This window comes from Mesorhizobium oxytropidicola (assembly GCF_056174625.1).
The window spans coordinates 1,934,604-1,952,565 of record NZ_CM149692.1 but is presented as its reverse complement, the minus strand read 5'-3'; the positions used below and the strand labels follow the sequence as shown (position 1 = coordinate 1,952,565).

At 63.3% G+C, this 17,962-nt stretch carries 17 protein-coding genes and 1 pseudogene; 13 read left to right on the top strand and 5 right to left on the bottom strand.

Translation table 11 applies throughout. The annotated features are described in order from the left end of the window. The first annotated feature begins 1 nt into the window (after position 1). From phnL to phnE (AC0V8S_RS09755), 7 genes are all read left to right on the top strand, one after another. Positions 2-709 (top strand): phosphonate C-P lyase system protein PhnL, encoded by a 708-nt coding sequence (phnL, locus tag AC0V8S_RS09785; RefSeq protein WP_475437547.1) that lies wholly within the window; start codon positions 2-4, stop codon positions 707-709. Next, complete coding sequence (locus AC0V8S_RS09780) at positions 706-1,323, top strand: DapH/DapD/GlmU-related protein (RefSeq protein WP_475437546.1); 618 nt, start codon at positions 706-708, stop codon at positions 1,321-1,323. Before phnL ends, AC0V8S_RS09780 begins: the two co-directional genes overlap by 4 nt. An 86-nt stretch (positions 1,324-1,409) precedes the next feature. After that, the gene (locus AC0V8S_RS09775; protein WP_475437545.1) at positions 1,410-2,120 is read left to right on the top strand and encodes a DUF1868 domain-containing protein; all 711 of its coding nucleotides are present in this window, start codon (positions 1,410-1,412) and stop codon (positions 2,118-2,120) included. 130 nt (positions 2,121-2,250) lie between these two features. Next, the gene (gene phnC / locus AC0V8S_RS09770; protein WP_475437544.1) at positions 2,251-3,108 is read left to right on the top strand and encodes a phosphonate ABC transporter ATP-binding protein; all 858 of its coding nucleotides are present in this window, start codon (positions 2,251-2,253) and stop codon (positions 3,106-3,108) included. Positions 3,109-3,210: 102 nt separating this feature from the next. Further along, positions 3,211-4,119 carry a phosphonate ABC transporter substrate-binding protein gene (phnD, locus tag AC0V8S_RS09765; protein WP_183463262.1) on the top strand — a complete coding sequence of 303 codons (909 nt, stop codon included), beginning with the start codon at positions 3,211-3,213 and terminating at the stop codon, positions 4,117-4,119. Positions 4,120-4,232: 113 nt separating this feature from the next. Continuing rightward, entirely contained in the window at positions 4,233-5,147 is a 915-nt protein-coding gene (gene phnE / locus AC0V8S_RS09760; RefSeq protein WP_432421262.1) for a phosphonate ABC transporter, permease protein PhnE, read from the top strand. Between the two features lie 3 nt (positions 5,148-5,150). Further along, positions 5,151-6,518, top strand: coding sequence for a phosphonate ABC transporter, permease protein PhnE (gene phnE, locus AC0V8S_RS09755; protein ID WP_475437543.1), 1,368 nt, complete (start codon positions 5,151-5,153; stop codon positions 6,516-6,518). Positions 6,519-6,858: 340 nt separating this feature from the next. Here the strand turns inward: phnE (AC0V8S_RS09755) and AC0V8S_RS09750 are convergent, their stop codons facing one another. The 3 genes from AC0V8S_RS09750 to AC0V8S_RS09740 form a co-directional block, all read right to left on the bottom strand. Then, positions 6,859-7,710: a sugar phosphate isomerase/epimerase family protein gene (locus AC0V8S_RS09750; RefSeq protein ID WP_475437542.1), complete on the bottom strand. Its 852-nt coding sequence runs from the start codon at positions 7,708-7,710 to the stop codon at positions 6,859-6,861. Positions 7,711-7,753: 43 nt separating this feature from the next. After that, positions 7,754-8,941 (bottom strand): Gfo/Idh/MocA family protein, encoded by a 1,188-nt coding sequence (locus AC0V8S_RS09745; protein WP_475437541.1) that lies wholly within the window; start codon positions 8,939-8,941, stop codon positions 7,754-7,756. Positions 8,942-9,086: 145 nt separating this feature from the next. After that, complete coding sequence (locus AC0V8S_RS09740; protein ID WP_475437540.1) at positions 9,087-10,142, bottom strand: sugar phosphate isomerase/epimerase family protein; 1,056 nt, start codon at positions 10,140-10,142, stop codon at positions 9,087-9,089. Between the two features lie 401 nt (positions 10,143-10,543). Here AC0V8S_RS09740 and AC0V8S_RS09735 point away from each other — a divergent pair, with 401 nt between their 5' ends. The 5 genes and pseudogenes from AC0V8S_RS09735 (at position 10,544) to AC0V8S_RS09715 (ending at position 14,795) form a co-directional block, all read left to right on the top strand. Further along, positions 10,544-11,431 (top strand): sugar phosphate isomerase/epimerase family protein, encoded by an 888-nt coding sequence (locus tag AC0V8S_RS09735; RefSeq protein WP_183463272.1) that lies wholly within the window; start codon positions 10,544-10,546, stop codon positions 11,429-11,431. Positions 11,432-11,491: 60 nt separating this feature from the next. Then, a pseudogene (locus tag AC0V8S_RS09730) lies at positions 11,492-12,660 on the top strand (mandelate racemase/muconate lactonizing enzyme family protein). A gap of 2 nt (positions 12,661-12,662) precedes the next feature. Next, the gene (locus AC0V8S_RS09725) at positions 12,663-13,382 is read left to right on the top strand and encodes a FadR/GntR family transcriptional regulator (protein WP_475437539.1); all 720 of its coding nucleotides are present in this window, start codon (positions 12,663-12,665) and stop codon (positions 13,380-13,382) included. 2 nt (positions 13,383-13,384) lie between these two features. After that, positions 13,385-14,377 (top strand): hydroxyacid dehydrogenase, encoded by a 993-nt coding sequence (locus tag AC0V8S_RS09720; RefSeq protein WP_475437538.1) that lies wholly within the window; start codon positions 13,385-13,387, stop codon positions 14,375-14,377. Continuing rightward, positions 14,280-14,795 carry a hypothetical protein gene (locus AC0V8S_RS09715; protein WP_475438774.1) on the top strand — a complete coding sequence of 172 codons (516 nt, stop codon included), beginning with the start codon at positions 14,280-14,282 and terminating at the stop codon, positions 14,793-14,795. The genes AC0V8S_RS09720 and AC0V8S_RS09715 overlap by 98 nt, the downstream gene beginning before the upstream one ends. Positions 14,796-14,820: 25 nt before the next feature. Here the strand turns inward: AC0V8S_RS09715 and AC0V8S_RS09710 are convergent, their stop codons facing one another. After that, positions 14,821-16,113 (bottom strand): amidase, encoded by a 1,293-nt coding sequence (locus AC0V8S_RS09710; protein ID WP_475437537.1) that lies wholly within the window; start codon positions 16,111-16,113, stop codon positions 14,821-14,823. 116 nt (positions 16,114-16,229) lie between these two features. On the opposite strand from AC0V8S_RS09710, the gene AC0V8S_RS09705 reads away from it, so the two are divergent. Beyond that, positions 16,230-16,577 (top strand): GFA family protein, encoded by a 348-nt coding sequence (locus AC0V8S_RS09705; RefSeq protein WP_475437536.1) that lies wholly within the window; start codon positions 16,230-16,232, stop codon positions 16,575-16,577. Between the two features lie 114 nt (positions 16,578-16,691). Here the strand turns inward: AC0V8S_RS09705 and AC0V8S_RS09700 are convergent, their stop codons facing one another. Beyond that, a complete protein-coding gene (locus AC0V8S_RS09700) occupies positions 16,692-17,906 on the bottom strand; it encodes an MFS transporter (protein WP_475437535.1) in 1,215 nt (404 codons plus the stop codon). Between the last annotated feature and the right edge of the window lie 56 nt (positions 17,907-17,962).

Here is a 17,962-nt window from a genome sequence, read left to right as displayed (position 1 = left end):
CATGCCGACGCCCCTCGTTGTCTCCGACGTCGCCAAGAGCTTCACCATGCATCTGCGCGATGGCATCAAACTGCCTGTCGTCGCCGGTGTCTCGTTCTCGATCAAGGCGGGCGAATGCACTGTGCTTGGCGGCCCGTCTGGTGCCGGCAAGAGCTCGATCCTGAAAATGCTCTACGGCAACTACGCCGTCGACGAAGGCCAGATCATCGTCAGGCACGAGGATGGATTGATCGATCTCGCTCATGCCAGCCCGCGCACCGTGCTTGCCGTGCGCCGGCAAACGATCGGTTATGTCAGCCAGTTCCTGCGCACCGTGCCGCGTGTTTCGGCGCTGGATGTCGTCGCCGAGCCGCTGGTCGAGCGCGGCGAGGAGCGCGAGACAGCCAGAGGCAAGGCGCGCGCCCTGTTGGCGCAGCTCAACTTGCCGGAAAAGCTCTGGGCACTGCCGCCGGCGACCTTCTCCGGCGGCGAGCAGCAGCGCGTCAACATCGCGCGCGGCTTCATCACCGAGCACCCGATCCTGCTGCTCGATGAACCGACCGCCTCACTCGATGCCACCAACCGCGACGTTGTGATTGCACTCATCGCCGCCAAGAAGGCGGCAGGCGTCGCTCTGCTTGGCATCTTCCACGACCATGATGTGCGCGAGGCGGTGGCCGACCGCATCATCGACGTCACCGCTTTTGCTCCGGGAAAACTCGCCGCATGACAAGGAAATTGTCGGAGACGCCGCTGGTTCACCCAACGGCGGAAGTGCACAATTCTACGCTCGGCCGCTGGACCGAGATCGCCGACCGCAGCCGGGTTTCGGAAAGCGAACTCGGCGATTATTCCTACATGATGCAGGACTGCGCCGTGTGGTGCGCCACGATCGGCAAGTTTGCCAACATCGCGGCAAGCGTGCGCCTCAATGCCACCAACCACCCGACCTGGCGGCCGACGCTGCACCACTTCACCTACCGCGCTTCGGACTATTGGGACGATGCCGAGCACGAGAGCGAATTCTTTGCCCAGCGCCGTGCCAAGCGCGTCACCATCGGTCACGACACCTGGCTCGGCCACGGCTCGACCGTCCTGCCGGGAGTCACCGTCGGTGATGGCGCGGCGGTCGGCGCCGGCGCCGTCGTCTCGAAGGATGTCGCGCCCTACACCATCGTTGCCGGCGTGCCGGCAAAGCCGATCCGCGAACGCTTCGACCGCCGCACCGCCGGACGCTACCAGGCGCTTGCCTGGTGGGACTGGGACCACGCCAGGCTGCGCGCCTCGCTCGACGATTTTCGCGAGCTCTCTGCGGAAGCGTTCCTGGAGAAATACGAGGGATAGTCCCTCACATCATCGTCATGTGAGAGCCTGTTCACATCCTTGACACATGACTCGGACAGGACGCCATCTCCCCCAAGGAGATCGCTATGTTCGACGTTGTCACACCCTCACTCGCCGGATTCTTTGCCGGCTCCAATCCGATGCCGCCGACGCATCTCGGCACGCGCTACGACACCTCAGGCAATTTCCTGACCGAGCCCGGCAACACCGTCGTCAGCCATCTCGTCAGCGGTTCGCCGTCCGAGGCCGTGGTGCTTGCGGTGCGCGACAAGATGCTGGCTATGCCCGACGCCGACCGGCTTGCCTTCACGCCCGTCTCCAGCCTGCACATGACGCTGTTCCAGGGCATCATCGAATATCGCCGCCGCCTGCCCTACTGGCCGCAGAACGTACCGCTCGACACCAGCATTGACGCCATGACCCGGCTTTATCTGGAACGGCTGAAGGGTTTCGAAGGCTTCGGCCCGTTCAGCATCAAGGTGGTCGAGGTCGTGCCCACAGGCCTCACCGTGGCCGGCGCGACGGACGAGGACGTGCGCATCATGCGTCGATGGCGCGATGCCCTGGCAGGGCCATTCGGCTACCGGCATCCCGATCACGACGCTTATGTCTTCCACATCACCTTCGCCTATCAGATCCAGCGTCTGGCAGACGACAGGGCGGCTGCGTGGCAGACGCTGTTCGATGATGGCCTTGCGCTTTTCGCAAGGCAGGCGCCGGTGATCGAGATCAAGCCACCCGCCTTCTGCGCTTTCCGCGACATGAAGCATTTCGAGGAATTGCTGGTGCTCGGCTGATTGTCCGCAAGTCGCCGGTCGTCGCGCCTGTGGAGCGTAACAAAACTGACATGCTGGCGACACGGCAGGTTCATGTGGCTGCGCTAGGCGAATGCCTGACGATCAATAAGGTCCGGACTGGAACCTGCCTATGTCAGCAAGCTCTGCCACGCTCGAAATCCGCGGTGTCAGCCGACGATTTGGCAAGAACACCGCCGTTAGCGACGTCAACATCTCGATCCCGCAGGGTCAGATGGTCGGCGTCATCGGCCGTTCGGGCGCCGGCAAATCGACCCTTCTTCGCATGATCAACCGTCTTGTCGACCCCAGCCAGGGGTCGATTTTTTTTGACGGCGCCGAGGTCTCCCAGCTGCGCGGCTCGCCGCTGCGGCGCTGGCAGCGCGACTGCGCCATGATCTTCCAGCAGTTCAACCTGGTGCCGCGCCTCGACGTGCTGACCAATGTGCTGCTTGGCAAGCTGAACCACCGTTCGACCCTGTCCAACCTTCTCGGCATGTTCTCGCGCGCCGAATGCGCCGAGGCCGTCGCCGCGCTCGAGCGGCTCGACATAGCCCGCACCGCACTTCAGCCCGCCGGCACCCTGTCCGGCGGACAGCAGCAGCGCGTCGCCATCGCCCGCGCCCTGATGCAGCAGCCCAAGGTGATCCTTGCCGACGAGCCGATCGCCTCGCTCGACCCGCTCAACGCCAAGGTGGTGATGGATTCGCTGCAGGACATCAATCTGCGCGAAGGCATCACCGTCGTCACCAATCTGCATACGCTCGACACCGCCCGCGCCTATTGCAACCGCATCATCGGCATGGCCGCCGGCAAGGTCGTCTTCGATGGCCCGCCCGAAGAGCTCAATCGTGAGGCCGTTCGCCTCGTCTACGGCGCCGACAGCAATGGCGTAGAGATATCGGAGGCCATCACCTCCACAAGCGTTGCCTTCAAGCAAAAGATCGCTGCATCCGCCGGACCGCTCGAACCTGCATTCCCAGGTTACTGAGTTCAAGAAAGAGCGGCTCGGATCGTCCGCCCACGTCAAGGGCACTTGTCAAGATCAAGAACGCTGCCGGCGCGGGGCCGGAACTTACAGGAGAGACATCAAATGTTCAGGAAGATGGTTTTCAGCGCCGTTTCGGTGCTTGCCATGGCGACCAGCATGGCCCACGCCGCCGATCTGAAGGAATTCCGCGTCGGCATCCTCGGCGGTGAAAACGAAACCGACCGGCTGCGCAACTACCAGTGCCTGGCCGACCATTTGAAGGCCGAATTCGGCTTCGAAAAGGTCTCGCTGTTCCCCGCCGCCGATTATGACGGCGTCATCCAGGGCCTGCTCGGCGGCACGCTCGACTTCGCCGAACTCGGCGCCTCGGGCTATGCCAGCGTCTATCTTAAGGATCCGAAGGCTGTCACCCCGATCCTCACCACCAAGCAGACCGATGGTTCCACCGGTTACTATTCGATCGGCCTGGCTCTGAAGACCTCGGGCATCACCGACATCAAGTCGGCCAAGGGCAAAAAGCTCGGCTATGCCGATCCGGATTCGACCTCCGGCTACCTGATCCCGCTGACGCAGATTCCGAAGACCACCGGCGCCTCCAACGAAGCCTTCTTCGCTTCGACCCAGTTCAATGGCGGCCACGAGAACAACATCCTGGCCGTGCGCGACGGCAAGGTCGATGTCGCGGTGGATGATTCCTCCGGCATCGGCGACTTCAAGAACGGTTACACCTCCGGCACCTTCCACAAGGAAGTCGCCAAGGGCGCCGTCGACCCCAACGACTTCGTCGAAGTCTGGCGTTCGGGCCTGATCCCGAACGGCCCGCTGGTCGTGCGCACCGCGCTCGGCGACGACATGACCGCCAAGCTTGCCAACTTCTTCACGCAGCTGCCGCAGAAGGACAAGGCTTGCTTCGAAGGCGTCGAAGGCGGTGATTTCACCGGCTACGTCCCAGTGAAGCCCGACTTCTACAGCGTCATCGTCGAAGCCCGTAAGGCAGCCATCGGCGGCTAACGGCGAAATCGGAAAGGGCGGTGTCTGAAAACACCGCCCTTTTTGCATCTCCGATCATGGCCCTTTCCGTGACAGCCGCTCCTTTGACAGCCCCTTCTGGCGCCACCCACCAGATGGCCGATGCCTGGCGACGCCAGACGTCGCTGCGCCGGTTCTACACAGTGCTTGGCGTCGGCCTGCTGCTCGCCGCGATGTTCGCCAGCATGTGGTTCGCCGACGAGGCCAATGCCGGCCATTTCTTCGACCGGCTGCCGCATATTCTGGATTTCTTGAGCTGGCTCATCCCCAAGGACTGGAACGATGTCTGGCGGGCACTGTTCGACGTTGCCTCGCCGCATGACACCGGCACGCAGGAATTCAACTTCCCGCTCGGCCGTATCTATGTCTGGGGCGGCTTCTACATCCCCGAATATTTCGAGCTGATGATCACCACGGTCAATGTCGCCTTGGTCTCGACCTTCATCGGCTTCATCTTCGCGGTGCCGTTCTCGTTCATCGCGGCGCGCAATCTGACGCCCCATCCGCTGCTGCGGCTGATCGTCAAGCGCTTCATGGAATTGCTGCGCGCCTTTCCGGAGATCGTCATTGCCGGCCTGTTCGCGGCCATCGTCTCGATCGGCCCGATCGCCGCCATCATCGCCATCGGCCTGCATTCGATCGGCGCGCTCGGCAAGCTGTTCTACGAGATCAACGAAAACATCGACATGCGTGCCGAGGAAGGTCTGCGCGCGGTCGGCGCCAACTGGTTCGAGCGGGTGCGCTTTGCCGGCCTGCCGCAGGTGCTGCCCAATTTCATGTCCTACACGCTGCTGCGCGTCGAGATCAATGTCCGCATCTCGACCATCATCGGCGCCGTCGGCGGCGGCGGCATTGGCGAGGAATTGAAGCTCTCCATCTCGCGCGGCTTCGGCGCCAAGACGCTGGCACTGGTGCTGCTCCTGTTCACGACCATCTTCATCATCGACCAGTTTTCCGCCTGGCTGCGCCGCAAGCTGGTCGGCGAGCAAGCCTTTATGATGGGGGCTTAAACCATGGCGACGATGACCGCCGAGGAGATGCTGTCGATCGAGGAGCGCTATCCCCAGGTGTTCCGGCGGCCGCTGTACAAACGCTTTGCGCCGCTCTTCCTGTTCGTCGGCATCCTGACTTACCTCATCTATGTCCTGTGGTTCTTCAGCCTGCCGCAAGTTCTGCGGGAATCACACTGGGAGCGTCTGCCGCTGTTCCTGACACAGTGGATCAGCTACGATTTGCAGCCCGAGTTCCGCCTCGACCAGCCTGAGATCACGCCAAAATACCCGCGCTTTTCCGCGCTTGGCGAAAACCCGAACCCCGACTGGGTGATCAAGAATCCGGACGGCACCTTCACCGTGCTGATCGATGGTCCAGCGAAATCCGTCACCTTCGACAAGGCGCAGGCGACGATCGTGGCCAATGGCGAGACGGTGCCGGTTGCGCTGACCAGCGGCAAGCCGGTGGTCACAGGGCCGGTACCGGACTGGATCACCGCGCATGATGACGAGGTGGTCGCCAAGATGGGCTTCGTCGGCGAGGTGCGCGTCACCGTCGACCGCGTCAAGGTGCGCAAGCGCTTCCTCGGCTGGGCGAATTTCGTCTTCGACACACGCTCGCCCTTCTTCGGAAAATCAGCGGGAGAAGTGGTCTCGCTGATCGTGTCCGGTCCCGAGCTGAAGCCGGGCACCTCGAACCTCGCACTGGCCGGCGAAAACATCTGGAACAACGCCCAGTGGCAGCACGGCGACGTCTGGACGAAGCTTTTGCAGACCATCGTCATGGCGTTTCTGGGCACGCTGCTCGGCGGCATCGTCGCCTTCCCGCTTGCCTTCTTCGCCGCCCGCAACATCACGCCGAGCGGCGTGCTCAGCCAGGTGCTGAAGCGCTTCTTCGACTTCATGCGCTCGGTGGATATGCTGATCTGGGCGCTGTTCTTCACCCGCGCCTTCGGCCCCGGTCCGCTGGCCGGCAGTGCCGCGATCTTCTTCACCGAGATCGGCACGCTCGGCAAAACCTATTCCGAGGCGCTGGAAAACATCGACGACAAGCCGCGCGAAGGTGTGCTGTCGACCGGCGCCAACGGCCTCCTGGTGCAGCGCTACGGCGTGATGCCGGAAGTCATCCCGGTCTTCATCAGCCAGACGCTTTACCAGTGGGAATCCAACACCCGCGGCGCTACCATCATCGGCGCCGTCGGCGCCGGCGGCATCGGCCTGAAACTGTGGGAAGCGATGCGCACCAACTCCAACTGGGCCAACGTCTTCTACATGGTGCTGCTGATCCTGCTGGTCGTCTTCATCTTCGACAACATCTCGAATTTCCTGCGCCGCCGGCTGAGCCGGACGATCCACGACTACAACAGGATCCAGGCCGAGCAGGGTTAACCTTGTGACGCGTAAGCGCGGGCATGGTTTAGTGCCGCGCCAAGGGTCGACCCCCACTCCGTCGAGCTGCGCTCGACACCTCTCCCCCGATCGACGGGGTAGAGGAAAAGCGCCAGGCTGTCCGAGCCGACGCCTGTCCCCCTAGGCCGAGGCTTTCTTCCTCTCCTCAGCCACCAGGCTCCCCTTTCCTCTCCCTCCGGAGGGGGAGAGGTGGCTCGGCGAAGCCGAGACGGAGTGGAGAACCACTTGGCAATAGCCACAAACGCAAATACAAAATGGACCAAGCGCAATCATCGTCTCGCCTCGCGCCAAGGGTCACCGACGCACCCGATCAGGGCGCCTAAGCCGCCTTCTTCCACCCATTCCTGATATGCTTGTACCCCTCGCGATAAACCGCTTCCGGGCTCTCGGAAAAATCGCGCCACACCTTCGTCGCCGCCGCCAAATCCTTCAGCGAACGTCCAAACGACTCGATCGTCAACCAGTCGTCATAGCCGCTCTTGCGGATCGCCGCGAACGTCTCCGCCCACGGAATGTTGCCACGCCCCGGCACGCCACGGTCGTTCTCCGAAATATGGATGTGCACGACATTCCTGCGGTGCTTCGTGTAGGCCGCGATCGGGTCGGCCTCCTCGATATTGGCATGAAAGGTGTCGTACATCGCCTTGATGTGCGGCCGGCCGATCGCGTCGATGTGCTCCGACAGGTCCGCCATCGTGTTGAACAGATAGCATTCGAAGCGGTTCAGCGCCTCCAGCCCGATGGTCACGTTCCGCATGCCGGCATGGTCGCCGATGGCGCGCTGCGAGGCGACGGAACGGTTCTTCTCGGCGGGCGTCGGACCGCTGCCGGAGAAGGCGCCGAGCGTCGAATGCAACGGTCCGCTGAGCGTCCTGGCGCCAAGTGCATCGGCGCAATCAATCGCCCATTTCATGTAGGCGATACCGGCCTTGCGCGTTGCCGCATCCGGCGAGATCAGGTTCATCGAGGGATCACCCATCGCCGAGACCGCGGTCCGCTCCAGCCCGATGCGATCGAGCAGGTCGCCGAGCTTTTTATAATCGTCCGGCGTGCCGGCGAAGACCGGAATCTCGACGCCGTCGAAGCCGGTCGCCTTGATGTCGCGAAGCAACGGCTCGTGCTTTTTCGAGACGCTGGTCGTCCATAAGAACATGCACATGCCGATTTTCATCGACGCCCCCCCCCCCGTTTGATCCCCCCGGATCATTTTTGTTTTAAAGCTTGGTCCACGCTCCATTCTTCTTCGAAGACTTCACACAGGCCTCGATGAAGGCCATGCCCTCGACGCCATCCTCGATGGTCGGGAAGACCACATCCTTTGCCGGCTTGCCACCCTTCTTGCGTGCCGCACGAATGGCGCGTGCCGCTTCCTGATAGATGTTGGCGAAACCTTCGAGATAGCCCTCCGGGTGGCCTGACGGCACACGGCTGACACGGCCCGCCACCGGCAGCGCGCCGGCGCCGTTGCGGGTGATCAGTTGCTTGGGTTGGCCGAATGGCGTGTACCAGAGGTAGTTCGGATCGGCCTGCACCCATTCCAGCCCGCCCTTCGAGCCATAGATGCGCAGCTTCAGCCCGTTCTCATGGCCGGGCGCCACCTGGCTGGCCCAGATCATGCCCTTGGCCGGATGCGTCTTGCCAGTGGGCTTGAAGCGCAGCATGACGTTGACATTGTCGTCGAGCAGCCGCCCCGGCACGAAGGCATCGAGATCGGCCGACAGGGAATCCAGTTCCAACCCGGAGACGAAGCGGGCGAGATTGTAGGCATGGGTGCCGATGTCGCCCAGCGCGCCGCCAGCACCCGCCTGCTTGGGATCGCCACGCCACGAGGCCTGCTTCTGGCCGGTGGCGGCGAGATCCTCGGTCAGCCAGTCCTGCGGATATTCCGACTGCACGATGCGGATGTCGCCAAGCACGCCCTTGGCCACCATTTCGCGCGCCTGCCGTACCATCGGATAGGCGGTGTAGTTGTGGGTGAGCACGAACACCTTGCCGGTCTTCTCGACGATCGCCGCGAGCTTCTTCGCCTCGGCCAGCGTCGTCGCCAGCGGCTTGTCGCAGATCACGTGGATGCCGGCCTCGAGAAAAGCCTTGGCTGCCGGTACGTGCACATTGTTCGGCGTGACGATCGCCACCGCCTCGATACCGTCAGGGCGCTTGGCCTCGGCCTTGGCCATCTCGGCATAGGAGGCGTAGCTGCGGTCCGGATCGAGCCCGAGTTCGGCGGCCGACGCCTTGGCGCGCTCGGGATTCGCCGACAGCGCACCGGCCACCAGCACGAACTCATTGTCCAAGCGTGCCGCGATCCGGTGCACCGCCCCGATGAAGGCGCCTTGCCCGCCGCCGACCATGCCATAGCGGATCGGGCCGCCTCCCGTTTCCGACTTCGATGCGCCGACCATGCTTTTTCTCCTGGCTGTTACCTCCCTCTTGAGGGGAGGTCGATCCCGCGCGGCGGATCGAGTGGGGTCGTAGAGGGCAGAGCTCGGCCTGAACCCCACCCGGCCCTTCGGGCCACCCTCCCCTCGAGGGGAAGGATAAGTCGTGTCAGATACCCATCATCGCGCGCAGCAGCTTCTTGTCCGTGGTGCCGCTGGCAAAATCGTCGAATGCCCTTTCCGTCACGCGGATGATGTGATGCTGGATGAAAGGCGCCCCTTCGGCCGCGCCGTCTTCGGGATGCTTCAGGCAGCACTCCCATTCCAACACCGCCCAGGAACCATAATTGTACTGCGTCAGCTTGGAGAAGATGCCGCCGAAATCCACCTGCCCATCACCGAGCGAACGGAAGCGTCCGGCACGGTTGGTCCAGCTCTGATAGCCGGAATAGACGCCTTGCCGCCCGGTCGGGTTGAACTCGGCGTCCTTGACGTGGAACGCCTTGATACGCTCGTGATAGATGTCGATGAATTCGAGATAGTCGAGCTGCTGCAAGAGGAAGTGCGACGGGTCGTAGTTGATGTTGCAGCGCTTATGGCCGCCGACCGCGTCGAGGAACATCTCGAAGGTCGCGCCGTCGAACACGTCCTCAGAGGGGTGAATTTCGTAACCGACATCGACGCCATTGTCTTCATAGACATCGAGGATCGGCTTCCAGCGTTTGCCGAGTTCGCCAAAGGCCTCCTCGATCAGTCCGGCCGGCCGCTGCGGGAAGGGATAGAGGTAAGGGAAAGCCAGCGAGCCCGTGAACGACACCGAAGCATTCAGCCCGAGATTGCGCGAAGCCTTGGCGCCGAACTTCATCTGCTCGACCGCCCATTTCTGCCGCGCCTTCGGATTGTTGTGGACCGAGGCCGGCGCGAAGCCATCCATCTGGGCGTCATAGGCAGGGTGCACCGCCACCAACTGCCCCTGCAGATGCGTCGACAATTCCGTGATCTCGACGCCGGCATCGGCACAGATGCCCTTCACCTCGTCGCAATAGGCCTTGGAAGAGGCTGCTTTCTTGAGATCGAACAGGCGCGCGTCCCAGGTCGGGATCTGCACGCCTTTATAACCGAGACCGGCGGCCCATTTGGTGATCGAGGCCAGCGAATTGAATGGCGCTGCATCACCCGCGAACTGCGCCAGAAACAGTCCAGGGCCCTTCATTGTCGTCGGCATCGGCATCCTCCCTCATTGTGTCGCGACCAAGCATAGCGCCGATTGGAAGCAGGGCCAGCCATTTTGGTCTTTTCGCACCGGGCGCTTTGCAGGCATTGCCATTCTGGTATTACCAAATAGCGGAATTTGGTCAAGCCCCGCAATGCATCTTCAAAGCCCTCGGCATACCAGAAATATCGACATATATCGCAATACAATCAATGGAATAATTCGCACAAAAAGTTGCGCTGCCGCACTTCTTGCCGTTCCCCGGAATTTGCTGTAGACCTCACTTCAAGCCCAATTGGTCGAACCAGTTTGCGAGAAAAAGGCTGGGGATGCCTTGGGGAGGAACCCTGCGTCGCCTTTTGGCGATGCATGTCGCAGGCAAACCATACGGACGAATTTGGGAAGGACAGACCATGCATCTTTCGACGCACAACTGGATGCGCGCGGAGCCGTTGGAGGTGACGCTGAAGCGCATCAAGAAATTCGGCTATGAGTCGATCGAGATTTCCGGCGAGCCCGAGCAGTACAAGACCAAGGAGACGCGGGCGCTCTTGAAGGAGCATGGCATCCGCTGCTGGGGTGCGGTGACCTTGATGCTGGGCGAACGCAACCTTGCCGCCAAGAACCAGGGACAGCGCGAGCGCTCGGTGCAATACGTCAAGGACGTGCTGACCATGGTCAGCGAACTCGATGGCGAGATCATCACCCTTGTCCCCGCGACCGTCGGCAAGGTGGTGCCTGACGGTACCGAGGAAGAGGAATGGAAGTGGGTGGTCGATGCGACCCGCGAGTGCTTCACCCACGCCAAGAAGGTCGGCGTCAAGATCGCCGTCGAGCCGCTCAATCGCTTCGAGACCTATCTGTTCAACCGCGGTGCCCAGGCGCTGGCGCTGGCCGACGCGGTCAGCCCCGAATGCGGCGTGTGCCTCGACGCCTACCACATCCATATGGAGGAATTTAACGTCCATGACGCCATCCGTCAGGTCGGCAAGCGCCTGTTCGACTTCCATGTCGCCGACAACAACCGCTTCGCCGCCGGCCTCGGCCAGATCGACTGGCCCAGGATCGTCGCCACCTTGAAGGAAGTCGGCTACGACGGCGCGCTGACCAACGAGTTCGTCGCCCCGGTAGACCGCACGCCGGCAGCGCCCTATCCCGAAATGGTCGAGCGCCACCCGGTCGATATCTCGCCGGAGCAGCTGAAGTTCATCCAGGATCACGGCTCCAGCGTGCTCACCGAAAAATTCTACACCGACCAGATGCGCATCACCGCCGAAACGCTGCTGCCGCTGATCAAGTAGTCGACTGCTTCCGGGAAATTTGCCCTTCCGCCCTGACGGGCGGCAGGGCTGGGGAAAAACATGCGCATCAAGACCGTCCAAGCCTGGTGGGTCCGCATCCCGATCGAAGCCGCGAAGCAACATCGCAGCGACTTCGGCCAGGTGACGACCTTCGACGCCGCCATCCTGCGCATCGAGACTGATGACGGGCTCGTCGGCTGGGGCGAAGGCAAGAACGCCGCCGGCAGCGCCGGCAGCTACGGCGCCCTTGTCCATATGCTGAACCATGAGGTCGGGCCGCAGCTGATCGGCCGCGATCCGGCCGATATCGGCATCATCTGGGAGATGCTCTACAATGGCGTGCGCCACGACACTGCCGCGCGCGCCGGCCACGCCATGCCGCAACTTGCGCGGCGCGGCATGAGCATCGCCGCCATCAGCGCCGTCGACATCGCGCTGTGGGACATCCTCGGCAAGTCGCTCGGCCAACCGGTCTGGCGGCTGCTCGGCGGCCGCAAGGTCGATCGCATGCAGGCCTATGCCTCGGGCGGCTGGGCAGCCGCCGATGCCATCGGCGAACAGTTGAAATCCTACATCGCCCGGGGCGGCTTCAAGGCGCTGAAGATGCGGGTCGGCGCCATGGATGGCGCCGCACATATTCCGCCGCCCGTGTCCGCGCCGCGCGCCAGGCGCTCGGCCCCGATGTCGAGCTGATGGTCGACGCCCACGGCACCTATACGGTTGCCGAAGCCAAACGCTTCATCCATCTCGTCAGCGACCTCGATCTCGCCTGGTTCGAGGAACCTGTGATCGCCGACGACAAGCCGGGCATGGCGGAAGTGCGCGCCTCCGGCGCCGTGCCGATCGCCACCGGCGAAAGCGAGGCGACGCGCTATGCTTTCCGCGACCTCGCCGTGCTCAAATCAGCCGATATCTTCCAGCCTGATCCTGCCTTCTGTGGCGGCATCAGCGAAGCGATGAAGATCGGCACCATCGCCAGCGCTTTCAATCTGCGCTTTGCGCCGCATTTGTGGGCCGGCGCGCCCTGCTTCTTCGCCGGCTTGCATGTCTGCGCCGCCTCGCCGTCGAGTTTCACGGTCGAATATTCGCTCGGCGCCAACCCGATGATCCACGATCTGATCGAAGAGACTGTCGAAGCAAGGGACGGTATGATAGCGATCCCGGAAAAGCCCGGATTGGGATTCACCGTTTCGGAGCGATTCCTGGAGGCGCACGCGCAACGCAATTGACGATGAAAGAAAAGAACCTTCTCGCCGAACTCGCCGCCTATCTGTTCTCCCACTCGGACAGCGAGACCGGCCGCACCCCGTCGGAGCGTGAACTGGCGGAGCATTTCGGTGTCAGCCGCGGCCAGATCCGCGAGGCGCTGGCCATCCTGGAAGCCATGCGCATCGTCGAGCGCCGCGCCAAATCCGGCATCTACATCGACACCAAGCAGGCGAGCGTCGAAGCGCTGGCGCTGTTCGCGCGGGCTGGCCTGCCGCTTGATCCCTTGCAGATCTATGAAACGGTCGAATTGCGCAAGATCCATGAGATCAAGGCCGCCGAACTGGCCTGCTCACGTGCCACCGAGGAGAATTTCGAGCGGCTGCGCGAAATCCTCAAGGCTTCCGAGGAACGCATCGCCGCCGGCGAAGGCCTAGCCAAGGAGGACCGCGAATTTCATCTCGAGATCGTGCGCGCCACCAAGAATAGCGTCTTCCACAACATCTGCAGCGTCTACTACCTGATGGGCGAACAGCGCCTGCCGATCTACTTCAACGATCCCGAACGCAGCGTGCGTTCTCATGCCGAGCATGTGCAGATCTACGAGGCGCTGCTGCGCCGTGATGGCAATCTCGCCCAGGCGTTGATGAGCGCCCATCTGCAAGGCGCGGAGAGCTACTGGAAGGGCCTGATCGAGGGCGGCAAGGCGGTTGCGCCCGCGAGCGCCTTACTCGAAAAGGCCTGATCGTGGCCCAGACCGTGCCAAAGATCCTGTCGACCCATCCGCTGCACCCACGTGCTTCGGCCAGGCTCGCCGGCGCCGGCCAGCTTGTGATCGCATCGGCGCTCGATCCTGCCACCTTGGCCAGGGAGGCGAAGGATGCCGACATCGTCATCGTGCGCGCGCCACTGCCGCCAACACTGTTCGAGGGCGCCTGGAAGCTGAGGGCTGCCATCCGCCATGGCGCTGGGCTCGACATGATCCCGATGGAGGCGGCGGCGGCCGCCGGCGTGCTGGTGGCCAACGTGCCGGCGGTCAATGCGCGCTCGGTGGCGGAACATGTCATGTTCACCGCACTTGCGCTGCTGCGGCAATTCCGCAGGGTCGACCGCGACCTGCGCGCCAAAGGCTGGCTCGCCGGACGCGAGCACGCCAATTCCAACATCGAGCTCGCCGGCAAAACCATCGGCATTGTCGGCCTTGGCGCCGTCGGCCAGGCCGTCGGCCATATCGCCGCGCACGGCTTCGACCTGAAAGTGGTGGCAACGACGCGCAGCATGCAGCCGGCGCCGGAGAAGGTTGGCTTCCTGTCGATCGACGCCCTGGTCGAGCAGAGCGACATCATCGTGCTCTGCTGTCCGCTGACGCCGGAGACGCGCGGCCTGATCAGCCGTGAGCGCATCGCCCGCATGAAACCCAACGCGCTGCTGATCAACGTTTCGCGTGGGCCGGTGGTCGACGACGACGCCCTGATCGAGGCCTTGCAGGAACGCCGCATCGGCGGTGCAGCACTCGACGTGTTTTCGACGCAGCCGCTGCCCTCAAACCATCCCTATTTCGGCTTCGACAACGTCATCATCACCCCGCATATGGCAGGCATTACCGAGGAATCGATGATGCGCATGGGCGTCGGCGCGGCCGGTGAAGCCTTACTGGTGCTGGCCGGAAAACTGCCGGTCAATCTGCGCAATCCGGACGTGGTCGATCATTACCGGCAACGGTTTCCGCTCGACATATAGCAATCGCGGTTTCGCCCCAATTCTCCGCGACGGTGCGGCCATGTCCGGTCTTCGCCTTGCAATTCTCGGTCTTGCCGCATGTTCGATCGCGGCCTTGCCGTCGCTCGCTGCGGCACAAGGCAGCGATTATGTCTATTGCAGCAATGGGATTGTCTGCGCCAAAGCCCCCTGCCCGTCGGGCAATGCACTCGACCTAGCCACCGGAAAGATCATAAAGGGCCTGGCGCTAAACACAACCGAATTGCCGCTGCAAGACAGAGCCGCACCCGATACTTCCGACAACCTCTACGCGGGAAAGCTCGTCGTCAGAGGATCGATCCAACATCGCGGTGAGCCGAACGAACCGCCCATGCTGGTCGTTACCCGTATCGAACGCGCGTCTGATAAAGACGAGCGCAGGCGCTGCGTGGCGCACTGATTGCCGATCTGAGGGACACTGCTCGTCAGAACAGGCTCTCCACTTCCGCGGCTATCCGCAGCAGATGCCGGTCATGGCCGTTGCGAGCCACCAACATCAGTCCGGCCGGCAGGGCCATATCGGGCATTGGCAACGAGATCGCGCAGAGGTCGAACTGGTTGGCGACCTGCGTGTTGCGCAGCAGCAGGCCTTCGACGTGGTCGCGCAATTCGTCATCCTCGCTCATGGAAACGATGGTCGGCGCCGTCACCGGCGTGGTCGGCAGAGCCAGCACATCGACCGATGTCAACCGCTCATCCATGGCGGCGACGAGCGCGCTGCGGCGGCGCAGGGCCCTGATATAGACCGGCGCCGGCAGCATCGCCGCCCGCGACAACGGTCCGCTGACATGCGGATCGACGGGGACAGATGCGCCCGTCGCCAACCAGTCGGCATGGATCTCGGCTCCTTCCATGGAAGCGATCGAGCCACGTTTGGTGACGGTCCGCATATCGGCAATGAAGTCGTCGATCGATATTTCCACCAACCGCGCCCCTGTCCGCTCGATCTTGGCAAGGCTGCGATCGAAGGCCGCGCTGATCTCGCTTTCAGTGTCTTCGAAAAGACGGCCGCGCGGAATCCCGACACGAAGCCCGGCAAGCGGGAGCGGCAGATGCAGCGGCGGCGGTTCCTCTCCGGCCATCGCAGCGTCTGCAACCGCACATGCAGCAACGCTCAGAGCCAGCGGCCCGATCGAATCCAGTGTCGCGGACAATGGAAAGGCGCCGGTCAACGGCACGCGCCGCGCCGTCGGCTTGAAGCCGACGACACCATTGAGCGCCGCCGGAATGCGGATCGACCCGCCAGTGTCGGAACCGATCGAGATGTCGCTCGTCCCCTCGCCCACGGAAACGCCGGCGCCTGAGGACGAACCACCCGGAATGCGGCTGGCATCGGCGGCATTGCCGGGCGTGCCGTAATGCATGTTGTCGCCGATCGCGGTGAAGGCGAATTCGGTCATGTTGGTCTTGCCGATAATGACCGCGCCGGCCTGCCGCAGCCGGCTGACGATGGCCGCATCGCGCAGCGCGGGTGCGGCGGTCCGAAGCATCAGCGAGCCGGCCGTGGTCGCCTCGCCCGCGACATCGAAGAGATCCTTGATCGAGACGATGGTGCCGTCGAGCGGTCCAAGCGTCACGCCGGCTCGGCTGCGGGCGTCACTGGCGTCAGCCGCGGCCCGCGCGGCCTCGGCATAGAGCTTGGTGAAGACCTTCTCGTCGGCCGCACGATTGGCAAGGCGTGACAGGATGATTTCGAGATAATCGCGGACTGATTGCATATCGATGTCGGACTCCGCCGAGGTAGAGCGTCTTTAAGGCAAGCAGCCGGTTTGGCTTGCGGAAGGGATAACCCGGCCAGCGTGCCTTTGCACCTGCCAGCCATAGGAAGATGCTGATGCTGTACAAAGGCAGCTGCCACTGCGGCAAGGTCGCCTTCCAATTCAAGGCGGAGCTGACCGGTGCCATCAGGTGCAATTGTTCGATCTGTTCGCGCAAGGGCGCGCTCTTGTGTGCCATCCCGCATGAGGACCTGACGGTCCTGGCCTGGGGCGATGATCTGGGCACCTATAAATTCGGCAACCACGCCATCGCACACCGCTTCTGCCGCACTTGCGGCATCCACCCCTTTGCGGAAGATGTCCGCGAAGGCGGCGAACGCAGCGCCTATATCAACCTCAACTGCGTCGCCGATCTCGACCCGTCCACCTTATCGGTCTTCGATTTCGACGGGCGCGCGGTCTAAAGCCAACGGTATGCCGCCACATCGGGCTGCCATGCATTCGTTGCCGCCATCCCAAGACAGCGGCCCGAAAACCATGACGGTTCCCGGGCCGCTGGATAGATCGGTGATGAAAGACTATTCGGCCTGCTTCGGGCCGCGCAGGAACACCACGATGGCCGCAAGCAGTGTTGCGGCGCCGCAATAGGCGAAGGCGCTGGCCACGCCGGCATGGTCGACCAGCAGGCCGCCGAAGACGGCGCCCAGCGCAATCGCCACCTGGAAGGTCGCCACCATCAGCCCGCCGGCGCTTTCGGCCTGGTCGGGCGCCGCCCGCACCAGCCAGCTCTGCAGCCCGACCGGCACCGCGCCGAAGGCAAAGCCCCAGGCGGCGACGGCAGCCGCGGCGATCGCCGGCGAAGCGCCGAAGATCAGCATCGAGGCGGCCGCGAGCGCAATCAGCAGCGGCGCCAGCGCCACGGCTATCTTGAGGTTGCGCTCAGCCAGGAAGCCGCCGGCGATATTGCCGAAGAAACCGCCTATGCCATAGGCCAGCAGCACCAGCGAGATCGTCTCGATGTGGAGCACCGGCACCTTTTCGAGGAAGGGGCGCACATAGGTGAAGCCGGCAAAGTGCCCCGATGCGACCAGCAGCACGACCAGCAGGGCCACCCGGATCGACGGCCGCTCCAGCACATCGAGCAAGGTGCGGAAGCTCGCGACACCCATTGGCGGCAGCTTCGGAATGGTGGCCAATTGCACCAGCAGCGCCAGGGCACCGACGATGGTCGCGATCATGAACGCCGTGCGCCATCCCCAGATGTCGCCGACATAGGCGCCGACCGGCGCGGCGGTGACGGTGGCCAGTGAAACGCCAGTCAGGATGATCGACATGGCGCGCGGCATGAGCCGCATCGGCACCAGCCGCAGCGCCATGGCCGCCGACATCGCCCAGAAGCCGCCCAGCGCTACACCAAGCACGACGCGGGCCAGCAGAAGCATGGGCAGCGACGAGGCAAAGGTGGCCAGGAGATTGGACAGGATGAGGAACGAGGTCAGCATCCACATCACCAGCCTGCGGTCCATGCGCCTTGTGATGATCGCCATGGTGGGTGCGGCAATGGCACCGACAATTGCGGTCGCGGTCACCGCTTGCCCGGCGACACCTTCGGTGACGCCGAGATCGCGTGCCATCGGCGTCAGCAGGCTGGCGGGCAGGAATTCGGCGGTGACGAGGCCGAACACCCCGAGCGCCAGCGAGACCACGGCACCCCATGCCGGCTCGGTTCGTTCATCATTGTCTGCGGGGTTCAGAAGTGCGGCGTCGATGACATCAGTCGCGGGTTCGGCCATGGTCAGTCTCCGATCTGTTTGCAGCGCCACATAGGGAATGACCGGCCGGGGGCTCC

Coding starts and splice junctions, on each gene's coding strand:
- AC0V8S_RS09750 (WP_475437542.1), bottom strand. CDS start 7,710: ATGAAAATCGGCATGTGCATGTTCTTATGGACGACCAGCGTCTCGAAA.
- AC0V8S_RS09775 (WP_475437545.1), top strand. CDS start 1,410: ATGTTCGACGTTGTCACACCCTCACTCGCCGGATTCTTTGCCGGCTCC.
- phnD (WP_183463262.1), top strand. CDS start 3,211: ATGTTCAGGAAGATGGTTTTCAGCGCCGTTTCGGTGCTTGCCATGGCG.
- phnE (WP_432421262.1), top strand. CDS start 4,233: ATGGCCGATGCCTGGCGACGCCAGACGTCGCTGCGCCGGTTCTACACA.
- AC0V8S_RS09740 (WP_475437540.1), bottom strand. CDS start 10,142: ATGCCGACGACAATGAAGGGCCCTGGACTGTTTCTGGCGCAGTTCGCG.
- AC0V8S_RS09735 (WP_183463272.1), top strand. CDS start 10,544: ATGCATCTTTCGACGCACAACTGGATGCGCGCGGAGCCGTTGGAGGTG.
- AC0V8S_RS09780 (WP_475437546.1), top strand. CDS start 706: ATGACAAGGAAATTGTCGGAGACGCCGCTGGTTCACCCAACGGCGGAA.
- AC0V8S_RS09745 (WP_475437541.1), bottom strand. CDS start 8,941: ATGGTCGGCGCATCGAAGTCGGAAACGGGAGGCGGCCCGATCCGCTAT.
- AC0V8S_RS09700 (WP_475437535.1), bottom strand. CDS start 17,906: ATGGCCGAACCCGCGACTGATGTCATCGACGCCGCACTTCTGAACCCC.
- AC0V8S_RS09710 (WP_475437537.1), bottom strand. CDS start 16,113: ATGCAATCAGTCCGCGATTATCTCGAAATCATCCTGTCACGCCTTGCC.
- AC0V8S_RS09705 (WP_475437536.1), top strand. CDS start 16,230: ATGCTGTACAAAGGCAGCTGCCACTGCGGCAAGGTCGCCTTCCAATTC.
- phnC (WP_475437544.1), top strand. CDS start 2,251: ATGTCAGCAAGCTCTGCCACGCTCGAAATCCGCGGTGTCAGCCGACGA.
- phnE (WP_475437543.1), top strand. CDS start 5,151: ATGGCGACGATGACCGCCGAGGAGATGCTGTCGATCGAGGAGCGCTAT.
- AC0V8S_RS09725 (WP_475437539.1), top strand. CDS start 12,663: ATGAAAGAAAAGAACCTTCTCGCCGAACTCGCCGCCTATCTGTTCTCC.
- phnL (WP_475437547.1), top strand. CDS start 2: ATGCCGACGCCCCTCGTTGTCTCCGACGTCGCCAAGAGCTTCACCATG.